The sequence below is a fragment of the Jatrophihabitans sp. genome, assembly GCF_036389215.1.
Classification (GTDB): domain Bacteria; phylum Actinomycetota; class Actinomycetes; order Mycobacteriales; family Jatrophihabitantaceae; genus Jatrophihabitans_A.
Genome location: NZ_DASVQG010000011.1, coordinates 1 through 1,953 on the forward strand (window position 1 = coordinate 1; position 1,953 = coordinate 1,953).

Annotated in this window: 2 protein-coding genes; one reads left to right on the forward strand and one right to left on the reverse strand. The window is 70.9% G+C overall.

What is annotated here, in order from left to right; genetic code table 11:
- The coding region (locus VF542_RS00420; protein WP_408649735.1) for a nuclease-related domain-containing protein at positions 1-721 on the reverse strand (721 nt) is incomplete at its 3' end.
- A gap of 101 nt (positions 722-822) precedes the next feature.
- Here VF542_RS00420 and VF542_RS00425 point away from each other — a divergent pair.
- Positions 823-1,851, forward strand: coding sequence for a phosphotransferase family protein (locus VF542_RS00425; RefSeq protein ID WP_408649736.1), 1,029 nt, complete (start codon positions 823-825; stop codon positions 1,849-1,851).
- Positions 1,852-1,953: the final 102 nt, after the last annotated feature.

Consider the following 1,953-nt stretch of genomic DNA (forward strand, 5'->3'; position numbering starts at 1 on the left):
AGCCCGCCCGGGCGGTAAGCAGATCAGCCGCGCGGCGTGCTTCGAAACGGCTGTTGCGCACGTACATGGTCTTGGCGCCGTTGACCATCACGGTGTTGCCGCCGGCCCAGACGCTGGCATCCGGATGGTTCTTCGTGTTGATGGTGTAGACCCCGCCGGGTCCCACGATGACGTGGTCGATGTCGCTGCCATGATCGCCGACCGGCACGGCGTGCAACGTCTTCCAGGCGGGGCCGAGCCGTTGGAGTTGAGCGGCGACGAGTTCTTCGCCGTCCGCGCCGATCCGCCAGGCGCGCTCCTCGGTGTGCACTCCGAGGACTCGTGCGAACAAGCTCTTCACGGGTGCCTCGCCGCGCTTGGCAAGGGCGCGATCGCGGGCTGCCGCTCCGGGCCGGGCGAGTGACAGGTCGGTCCACGGCTTCTCCGGTGGCAGCAGTGTTTCCGGGGCCACCGGCACTACCGGTGGGAGCGTTCCGGGAACGGGACGCGGCATCCGGGGCACGGCAGGGGCCATAGCCGTCTCCGGGGCCGGCTTGCCACCACCGGCCCAATACGCTGCCAATGCCGCTTGGAAGGCCTCGCCGTCGGCGCCGGCCACGACATGGTTGACGCCGCTCTTGTTGTCGCGGTACCCGAGCTCTGTGCCGTCGGCCGCCTTCACGTAGAGCCGGTCATGGCCGTATCTCACCCAGCGAGTGACGATCAGCACGTCATGCGTCATAGGGTGCTATTCGGCATGGACCGGTCCGAGATTAAGGAGCAACTCCTCCGAACGCGATGCCACAGCCGCCGGTGACGCCATCGCGGGCAGGATAGGGCCTCATGACCGGTGACCTCGGGGAACCAGCCAGCTCCGGGCACCTGGACGTGGTGTCGATCGAACGCGCACCCGGGGCCTTCCAGCAGCCGGTGGCGCCGAGCGCGATCCTCGCGATCTGCCGGCGCGCCCTCGGCGCCGGGGTGGTCGTCCGCCAGGCCGTGGAGCTCGGCATCGGCACCTACAACAGCACCTACCGGGTGGAGCTCGCCGGCGGCGACCCGGTGATCCTGCGGATCGCTCCCGAGCCTGCGCGCCTGGGACCAGCCGCCCGGCAGGCGATGCGCAACGAGTACGCGGCGCTGCCGTTCCTGGCACCGCTGGGCAGCCTGATCCCCCGCACCGTGGCCGTGGACTTCACCCACCAGCTGCTCAACCGTGACTACCTCGTCCAGACCCTGCTGCCGGGCGTGCCTGCCAGCCAGCGGCTGCCCACCTACTCCGCGGGCGCCCTGCGTCACCTGTACCGCCAACTGGGCTCGGTCACCCGGACCATCCACGGCGTCACCGGCCAGGCTTTCGGCCCCATGACCGGCCCGTACTCCACCAGTTGGTGCGCGGCGCTCGTCGCCCAGTTCGAGCAGCTGGCTGACGCCTTCACCGCAGCCGGCCTGGATGCCGGCCCGGTGCACCAGCTGATCGCCGCGTCCTGGCGCCATCGCGCGGCGCTCGAGGAGATCACCGTCCCGGCGCTGCTGCACGGTGACCTGTGGACGCTCAACCTGCTGGTCGACACCGACCCGGACCGGCCCACGATCACCGGCGTGCTGGACTGCGACGCGGCGTCCTGGGGCGACCCGGTGGCGGACTGGACGATCACCCGGGCGCTGGCCAGGCCGGGCACCGAAGTGGACGCCTTCTGGCAGAGCTATGGCAGGCCTTCGGACGACCAGGCGAGCCAGGTCCGGGCGCTGGTCTACCGGGCCCGCAACGTCCTCGGCGCCCGGCTCGACATCCACCGGCGAGGGTTGGACCTGAGCGACATCCCGCCGGTCCACTGGGATGTCAGCGACGTGCTGAGCGCGCTCGAGTAGCGGGAGCGCTCGGCCACGAGGCTGGGTGACGCCGGATCCCGGTCAGCCGAGGGTGTCAGGCCGGCGGCGGCGCAGTGCGAGCGCCAGTGCCGCCACGGCGAC

Coding starts and splice junctions, on each gene's coding strand:
- VF542_RS00425 (WP_408649736.1), top strand. CDS start 823: ATGACCGGTGACCTCGGGGAACCAGCCAGCTCCGGGCACCTGGACGTG.